Origin of the sequence: uncultured Turicibacter sp., from assembly GCF_938044715.1 — a bacterium.
Taxonomy (GTDB): domain Bacteria; phylum Bacillota_I; class Bacilli_A; order MOL361; family Turicibacteraceae; genus Turicibacter; species Turicibacter sanguinis.
Genome location: NZ_CALIOS010000107.1, coordinates 1 through 9,013, shown reverse-complemented (window position 1 = coordinate 9,013; position 9,013 = coordinate 1). Strand labels below are relative to the sequence as shown.

8 protein-coding genes are annotated in these 9,013 nt (G+C 33.2%); all 8 read right to left on the bottom strand.

Features of this window, described 5'->3' with window-relative positions; genetic code table 11:
* The coding region (locus QWC74_RS10375) for a DUF6077 domain-containing protein (RefSeq protein WP_288994014.1) at positions 1-1,840 on the bottom strand (1,840 nt) is incomplete at its 3' end.
* A 16-nt stretch (positions 1,841-1,856) separates the two neighbouring features.
* Entirely contained in the window at positions 1,857-3,374 is a 1,518-nt protein-coding gene (locus QWC74_RS10370; protein WP_006784206.1) for a DUF6056 family protein, read from the bottom strand.
* Positions 3,375-3,387: 13 nt separating this feature from the next.
* A complete protein-coding gene (gene pssE, locus QWC74_RS10365; RefSeq protein WP_006784207.1) occupies positions 3,388-3,858 on the bottom strand; it encodes a PssE/Cps14G family polysaccharide biosynthesis glycosyltransferase in 471 nt (156 codons plus the stop codon).
* Complete coding sequence (gene pssD, locus QWC74_RS10360) at positions 3,855-4,319, bottom strand: PssD/Cps14F family polysaccharide biosynthesis glycosyltransferase (protein ID WP_006784208.1); 465 nt, start codon at positions 4,317-4,319, stop codon at positions 3,855-3,857. The genes pssE and pssD overlap by 4 nt, the downstream gene beginning before the upstream one ends.
* A 79-nt stretch (positions 4,320-4,398) precedes the next feature.
* Positions 4,399-5,598 carry a hypothetical protein gene (locus QWC74_RS10355; RefSeq protein WP_006784209.1) on the bottom strand — a complete coding sequence of 400 codons (1,200 nt, stop codon included), beginning with the start codon at positions 5,596-5,598 and terminating at the stop codon, positions 4,399-4,401.
* Between the two features lie 13 nt (positions 5,599-5,611).
* Positions 5,612-7,024 carry an MBOAT family protein gene (locus QWC74_RS10350; RefSeq protein WP_006784210.1) on the bottom strand — a complete coding sequence of 471 codons (1,413 nt, stop codon included), beginning with the start codon at positions 7,022-7,024 and terminating at the stop codon, positions 5,612-5,614.
* A 91-nt stretch (positions 7,025-7,115) separates the two neighbouring features.
* Entirely contained in the window at positions 7,116-8,081 is a 966-nt protein-coding gene (locus QWC74_RS10345) for a glycosyltransferase (RefSeq protein ID WP_006784211.1), read from the bottom strand.
* A gap of 12 nt (positions 8,082-8,093) precedes the next feature.
* Positions 8,094-9,013, bottom strand: a 920-nt coding sequence (locus QWC74_RS10340; RefSeq protein ID WP_288994013.1) for an O-antigen ligase family protein, incomplete at its 5' end; no start/stop codon positions are given.

Genomic DNA, 9,013 nt, shown 5'->3' with positions numbered 1-9,013 from the left:
TGCGATACTCGTATGGATTAGTGTCGTAATTCATATAAAAATCACGCAATGTTGCTACATTAAACACTAAAATTTGTGGTTCATATAAGAAACGCGTTCTTAAATCACAACTCATAACCGTTGTTCGATAATCCGGTTCTTTAAAGTATTCTAACTTATACTCGACTAACGCTTTTTCAGCCTCTATTAAATCATAGGGTAACTTATAATAAGGATCGTAAGTTGTATCATTTATTAAGAATTTTAAGCTAAAGTCTTGGGCATGAATCACTGAATTATTGATAAATAAAATTCCAAATACCGCTGTTAATCCCAACGTTAAAATAGTCTTGGCTTTAATAGATTTCATCAATGAAACATAAAACTTTACCCCGACTGCAAATGTTACCAATGAGAATAATAAAATTGTTGTTCGCCCATAAACAATTCCCGTTAAATACTTGCTAATAAACGGAGCCACAAATGGGTTATAGAAGAAGATTAAAGTTCCGACTAAAATGACTTTATATAAGCGATATTCTTCCACCTCACAACGATAGCATAAGACTCCGATAAGTAACGCCCACCCCACAAGGGTATAAATCACTTTTAAAGGTAATAAAATCGCTTGGTAAGAAATAAAACTTTTTTCTGTAAAATAGGTGATTCCATTAATATAATCCGGAATAAAAGATGCCATTGAAACTGGTGAGGCAATGCCCTTAAGTGTCATCACTATAGAGATTAAAAGAATACTAGCTAGTAACAAACTTAAGGCAAATCGCATGATTTTTTTCATTATATTTGAAAATTTTTGAACAAGCCAATAGATTAGAGGATAAAGAACGACCAAAATAATGGTCGCAATCAAAGCAAAAAGCATAGACATGGTAGATATAATTCCGATCACATAAAAAGCTAATGGAATACTTAATGTTACAGGCAATTTCAAATTAGGCTGCTTTGCGATAAACACTTCAAATCCTAGCAATAAAAGAACTAACATTCCCCCCACAAATAACCCAGTTGATTGAACCGAATAATGACTAAACATTAAGATGATAAGAGAGAGGATTGACCAAGGCGTTTCTTTTTCTCGACTCGCCACATAAATCCAAATCAAGTAAATCATTATAAAGGGTCTAAACTGATTGCCATAATAAGAATAAATCATCCCCGATAACGTATCATTCACTAAACAGAATAATCCGCCTACTAGCACCCACTTCATAAACCAATGAGTGTCTTTGAAATAATAATGAACCGCATTAAACAGACAAAGTGGCATTATTATTAAAAAAATAATTGAGGGTAGCCATAAGGTCACCAACATATAATCAACATTTAAAAGCTGTGAAAGGGCTGATAAGAATAAATAATAGCCTTGGAAATTGTAAATCCAGTTTAAAACGCCTGTCTCACCACTCCATGGGTTAATCATATTAACCTGCATGGCATTCACATTTGATCCGACAAATGGAATATAAAAATTAAAGTCTTCACCTGAATAATTTAAACTATCGACGTTCGCATAGAAGTAAATTAAAACACCCGCCATAATCACGATAAGAATATAGTCTAGTTGCCAAGTTAAGCGATACCAAAGCTTTATTTTAAAAAGCGCATAACCACTTAAAACAATCCCAAGTATAACCGTTAAAATTACCAACACCTGACTTGATAAATGCCAAATCATCACCGGTAATGTGATGATTTGGTGTAAGCCTAGAATGATAAAAAAGCCAAGTGGAATCGCATAAGGGAGTTTCTCACTCAAATTTAATTTCATTGAAACAATTTTCCCAATCGCGTAAGATAAGACTAAAATAAAGACCGTCATTGCGATAATCGAATTAATCATCTGTCCCCCACCTCGTCTATTGCCAGCTATAATGAATCTCAACTGATTCATCTAACCCATAGAATTTCTTAAACACACCTTGATGATACGGCGTTACTGCTTCTCCAGAATGGATCGAATGCGTTGGATACGCAGGTAACCAAAGCTCTCCGCTTGGATTTTGTTTGTATGCTTCGATTCTTTGTTCTTGTTCTTGACGAACCTCAAAAACTTGAGAATAGAGACGTCCATACCAGACAAATATAAGCATCGTTAAAATAGAAAAGACAAGAGTGGCTGATTTATTTACCATTGGATTAAATCTTATTTCATTCACAAGATACCCAATCACAATAATTAAGAAATACACCGTGAAAATTGCACAACGGGGTCCAATAATTGGTGAAAGCAACATAGCTCCCATGACTGCCATCCCAAGTAAATAGTAAAAACACATTATAAAAATAGATTGGCATTTCCATAGTAAGTAAATTATTATACCAAAAATAAGCATCGCCATGAATGTCCAATACCCCATTAAAATCCAAGAATTCATATCTGCAAAATAATAAGCAATACTTGTAAACTTCCAAAAACTGATGCCATATGATTCATTTAATGAAACAATGATTGATGAACCTAAAACGTAGACACTGCTCAACATGACTAAACTTAAAATAATAGGTGTAACTTTAAATTTAAATTGATTTCGCTTTTGAATGATTAAGGTCATCATAACAGCAATTAAAATTAGGATAATCACCGTATTTTCTGTAAACGTATAATGAATAAATTCAGGATACTTTGTTAACACTTTTTCAATAAGATTTTTAGACATCCATTCTGTATCTTCAAGAACACGAGCTCTTGAACCTGGGCTTAATCTCATCATTAAAAATGCACCTGTTGTTGTTACGGTATTAAGAAGTAAAATTAAATCCACTTTTTTTGCTTGAATTAGGCGATATCCCATTAGTAATAAATTAGCTAAAATTAAACCACCTGCAATGTTTTCCATAATCAGCCCGACTGTCATACCAGAAACAATACTGATTAAGATTTCATACCATTTAAAGGTCGCGTTGGAATCTTTAAAATATCGACCCATCAAATAGAGTTGTAATAAGGCCATGACCGCTGAGAAACGGTAGTTAATTGATCCCACAACAAATGTGAAGGTTTCCATTCGAATCCCATGTGACACCGTAAACATTAAAAACAAAATAAGACTTGCAATCAATCCTTTTTGACGTACTGGATTGATGATTTTATATAGCAATAAAAAGGTTGAGGAAAATAATAATGGATTAAAGAAATAAATCCACCATTCATGATATGAAGCAAGTAAAAAACCTAAAAATTCTCCTACCACACGCCCTGACCAGGTTTGATAAAACTCAAATGTCATCGTTAAAGGACCTTTCAATCCATTAATATAATACCCCCAGTCATCTCCGACTAAAGGTGTCATGGATGAAACCCACATAAAAAATAAAAATAATCCCATGGCTATATACACATAGAAATACCTTTTAAAATTCTCTATTAACTTCATTTATTCTTCCCCTCTACTTCATATATCCTTCTAATAAACCATCAATTAAGCTTACCATATTGCCTTTTAACGTATACGGTTTCGGTTCAAATCTTTTCGCACGTTCATACGTTTGAATAAAATTATCACCATCCTGATAAGAAATAAGATAGCCTAGATCTTCAAATTTCTTTGCTAACTCAATTTGATGATTATTGACATGTTCACCATATTCTTTAAGTCTTGGAACCGCAATGATTTTTTTGTGATTTTTAATCGCCTGTAACATCGATCCTGCACCCGCATGGGTGACAATTAAATCTGCTTTTTCATACAACATTTGGATTTCTTCATTTGAAACAAAGCCAAATATCTGCATCTTATTCGACTCATATTGATTATGTCCGGCTTGAACAATGACTTCTTCTCTATCCGCCACTTGTTCGACTAATTTAATCATCCGACTAAAATCTTGCTTCTGAGTACCACATAAAACTAAAATCAAAATAAACAACCTCCAAACTTAGCATCTGGATAAACTTCTAACAACTCTTCCCACTGAACGTAAAAATCAGTAGCAAGTTTATACATAATTTTTCCTGTCATCGATGGGGTATGAACATTGGCTACCGTCTCAATATAAACAACTTTACGCCCCAATATTCTTGCATATACACACATCGGAATAGTTGAATGAACACCCGTTGAAATCACAACACGTGGACGATACTTGATAAAATAAAATAATGAAACGATCCAAACCCATAAATACTCAAACAGATAAATCCATCCATCATTTTTCGAACAATACATCACGTATTCTGTTGGATAAATTGGATCTTTTGAAACGTCTGTTTTCTCCGTTACAATAACCCCATTATATTTTTTAATCAATTCACCTAATTGAAGTAATTCCGAATAATGCCCACCGGCACTCGCACAAAACAATATTTTTCCTTTTTTCATCATTATCACCAAATTTATTATATCATAAAACAAAAATAAGTCATGAATTTATCACAATCCATGACTTATTTTGTCCATCCTATTGGATGTCTATGAGATATTGATCTGAAAAGTATAATCGATCATAATATAAATAAACGGCCACCACATCAATGTCATGTTCTTTTAAAAAATCACTCAACATAAAATCATGATTTAGACGTAAATCAATGATATACGTTTCATCAAAATGAGAAGCAAACCACCCATTCATTGGATTAGAGAAAGAATCAACTAAAAACAAAGCATTTATCCCGGTATTCTCACCGTAATCATATTTAATTTCACCAGCATATCCTCCGTAAAATGCGTCATAATGATGAATATCCTTATATCCTGGACCGTAGCCATTATGATAAGCATATCGATCACCATTTTCTTTTTCTAAACCGTCTACATAGGTGGTCGCTTGAGGTGCACCTTCAATTATCAAATCACAAATTTGGTCTGTTGCACGACTATACATCCCTGTTCGTCTCGCATAACTTCCACGATAATAAACATCCTCAAAACAAACCTTTTGTGTCACAGATCTTGGATGACCGATTTGAGGAAACACTTCATTAATCATCTCAATCAAATCTGTATAGGCTACATAAGCGCCATCAGCCGTATGATGTAAATCTGTCTTATAAAAATATTGATAATACTCATCATAATTATTAATTTGCATCTCACCAAAATAAATATCATCATCTAGTGTACTCGTAAAGGTTTCTTTATAAATCTTTGAAGCCTCTTGGTAGTCTTGTCCTTCTAACCAATCCACTTCACTTAAAAGCAAATTCTTATAAATAAAAAGTGGCTGATCCATAAAATTTGCGACTTTATTATACATTATAGCATGTTGCTTTACCACATCGTTTAAACTTTCAGAATAATAAAGTGGCGATTCAATATAATGCTCATTATATTTACTCACTTCTCGAACCGGAATTAATTTATTTTGTGTCTGATTAAAATAAGACACATACTTCGTCAAAAAGTAATCTAACCGCGTTTGCCATTTGACTAAAAAGCCTCTACCATAAAATTGATCGGCATAAGCCGTTTCAAATCCCGTTTGAAAACTACCATCATATAAACTTTCAAGCGTTATCTTTGGGAAACTAGCTAATTCTCGATATTCAAAATCAACCTCCGTATTTTTAGGAGCGAATAACATCAAACCATTCACTAAAACTAGAGCTCCAAAAAATACAATAATAAATACACTATTTCTTATCTTTTCAAAACGCATCGCTTCGCCTCCCCTAGAAACGGAAATAAATAAAAGGATTAAATGTCGAATCTAAAAGTGACATGACACATAAAACAAATAACATCCCAAGCCCTAAATCTCCGATTAATTTAGTCACTTCACCTTGTTTTAAGAATTTTCTCGCTAGTTTAGCAATCAAAGGCGTTGCCCCAACTAAACCAACTACTAAGTATGGCCAATAATATTGAATATCTAACATTAGAAAGATATCCCACTTCATTAAAACCTTAAAATCAAACATCGACTTTAGATAGGCTCCTAATTGTACTAAATTCGTAAAGCTGAAAATAACCCATCCAATTAAAAATAAAACAATCGCATAAATATGTTGAATCAGACTTGGAAGTCTTTCAAGCCACTTCAATAAAACATACTTTTCAATAATTAAAATAACGCCAAAGTACAATCCCCATAAAATAAAGTTCCAACTCGCACCATGCCAAAAACCTGTTAAAAACCAGACAATTAAAATATTACGAATGTGTTTTAAAACAGTTCCTCGATTTCCTCCAAGTGGAATATAGACATAATCTCTAAACCAGGATCCAAGTGAAATATGCCAACGGCGCCAAAATTCTGTCATACTTTTTGAAATATAAGGATAATTAAAATTCTCGAGAAAATGGAACCCAAACATTTTCCCAAGCCCAATGGCCATATCACTATAACCTGAAAAATCATAATAAATGTGCAAGGCATATGCGATAATTCCAATCCATGAAATAATTAAACTCAACTCATTTTGATGTAACACTTGAATTTGTGTGGCTAATAATCCAAGCTTATTAGAAATCAGTACTTTTTTCATTAATCCAACGATAAATCGCCTCAATCCATTCGAAACATTTTCAAGCGTCTCTTGTCGTGAACTTAATTCTTTTTCAATTGTTGAGTAACGGACAATAGGTCCTGCAATCAACTGTGGGAATAATGCAACATATGTTGCTAACCTTAAAAAACTCTCTTGAACTTTTACACGACCACGATACACATCAATAGTATAGGACATACTTTGGAAGGTATAAAAACTAATTCCAATTGGTAATGGCAAGTTAAATGGTTGAAGATTTAAATGGAATATAAAATTAATATTTTCAATCATAAAATCACAATATTTGAAGAAAAATAAAACAACTAAATTAATGATAACACTTGAAATTAAAGCTTTTTTAGCCCCTGTATTATCTTTTCTTTGTAAACATCGCCCGACCCACTCGGCATGATAAAAGTCATTCATCGTTGATAAAATCATTAACAAGACGTAAATAGGCTCGCCCCATGCATAAAAAATTAACGACCCAATCAAGAGAACTAAATTCCGATAGACACGATTTTTACTTAAAAAATAAATTCCAATAATTAACGGAAAAAAGCAAAACAAAAACGTAAAACTACTAAATACCACCTAAGTACCCTCCTACCTTCATTTCAAAACTCTTGCAAAATAGATGGACATAAGAAAAAAGATTGCCCGTCTTCGGGCAAATCTTTTTATCCTATCCCCTTTTTATAACTGAAAAGACTTTTGCAAATCCCCAATAAGAGAACGAATTCATCATTCTAAAGTAAAGATGCTTCTTATCTTTCTTTTTATTTAAATAGTGATTTTTCTTCCAATTTGGAAAAGTTTCATTCAACAATTTCCACCCATTTGATAATACATACTTTCGTTCTGTCTTATCTTTAATTTGTGCCGCTCGCAAAAATGAACTTCCTAAAAAATATTTAATAAACAAATATTCTAATTCTTCATGATAAGATTCAATCAAATCATGTTGTTTAAAATAATCATAAATTCCTGAAAAGACCTCTAACATATCACGCACACGATGATTATGAGTATGTGTAATCGATCCTGTGCGTTGAACGTAATAAACAAACGGCTCCCCAACAAATCCAAAACGTCTGATATGTGGCGCTAATCGAATTAAAAGAGAAGAATCTTCATAGCGAAGCCCCGTTGGAAACTTAATATCGAGTGAATTAAACCAACTTGTTTTATAAATTTTAGTCCAAAGTGTCGCAATCATCTCCGTCATATACTCACGGTTATCTTTAAATGGCCCATCAGTTGCTTGTACTAATTTATCAGGATACTCCCAATAAAAATTACAAGAGACTAAATCAGCATCTTTTTTAATCGCCTCTTCATACATTTTTTCAAACATTGTTAACTCTACATAATCATCACTATCAACAAACCCAAAATACTCTCCCGTCACTTTAGAAATCCCAAAATTACGAGTATCAGCGATTCCACCGTTTGGCTTAATATAGCTTTTAATGAGATGAGGATATTGTTTTACATAATGATCAATAATGATTTGAGAATCATCAGGAGTTGAATCATTCACCACAATAATTTCAATATCTTGAAGTGTCTGATTCACTAAAGAATCTAAACACTTTTCTAAATACTTTTCAACATTATATACTGGAACAATAATACTTACTTTCGGCATATCGTCACACCCTTAATCCACTTTCTTCAAAGTTTTTTGAAATAGAGTAATTAAACTAAATGCAATAAAGAAGCTTGTTAATAACGTATCTAATACATGTCCACTATAATAAGCTGCTCCAATTCCTGCTCCAACCGAAACCAGTAACATCCCATTTTCAAATGTTACCATCGATTTAAAGCGACGTAGCATATTAACTCCACATGCTGCCATTAACACAAGGTATGGACCTGTAAAGATGATGGCCCCTAAAATTCCAAGCGTATAGTATTGACGTAGGAAATCTTGTTCAATAATAAAACCACCTTGGCTAACCGTTGAATAACTTGTCCCAAATAATTTTTGTTTAGGCGTTAACATGTCCCACTTATACTCTGCAAATAATTTCTGTAAATCGCGTCCATCTGTACGTACTTCAAAAGGTTGCTCTAAAACATGCTTCCAAAAAACAGGATCGAATTCAATTTCATAAATATAATCATAATAAGCAGGCATTCCAATCAACCAAGCATTATTACGAACGATATTAATTAAAGCCCAATTATATTCAAATGAATCTCCTTCCATCCCTTCTAGACCACTCGATAAGTCTGGTATCACTTGATTATCCTCACGATTACTTTGAATCTGCACGGCATTCTCTTGTTGATGTTTAATAGCTGGAGAATAAGGGAAGACAAGACTACAAAATGCAATCATAAAGGCCATAAAGGCAAGTGAAACGACTTGAAGACGTCCTTGCTTTAAAAGCAAAATAATGAGATAGCCAATAAATGCAATCACAGCAACGGCAATAGTACCAAGGGTTGCCACACGAGTTCCAACAATCATCATGCAAAGAGAATGAATCACAATTAAAATCATGACTGGCCACTTACGTTTAACTTCATATAGGACCTTATAGAGCAAAGGGAGTAACGTAAACAATAAAG

Bases quoted from the DNA above. Each gene is read 5' to 3' on its own strand.
- QWC74_RS10370 (WP_006784206.1), bottom strand. From the start codon at position 3,374: ATGAAGTTAATAGAGAATTTTAAAAGGTATTTCTATGTGTATATAGCC.
- pssD (WP_006784208.1), bottom strand. From the start codon at position 4,319: ATGAAAAAAGGAAAAATATTGTTTTGTGCGAGTGCCGGTGGGCATTAT.
- QWC74_RS10355 (WP_006784209.1), bottom strand. From the start codon at position 5,598: ATGCGTTTTGAAAAGATAAGAAATAGTGTATTTATTATTGTATTTTTT.
- QWC74_RS10345 (WP_006784211.1), bottom strand. From the start codon at position 8,081: ATGCCGAAAGTAAGTATTATTGTTCCAGTATATAATGTTGAAAAGTAT.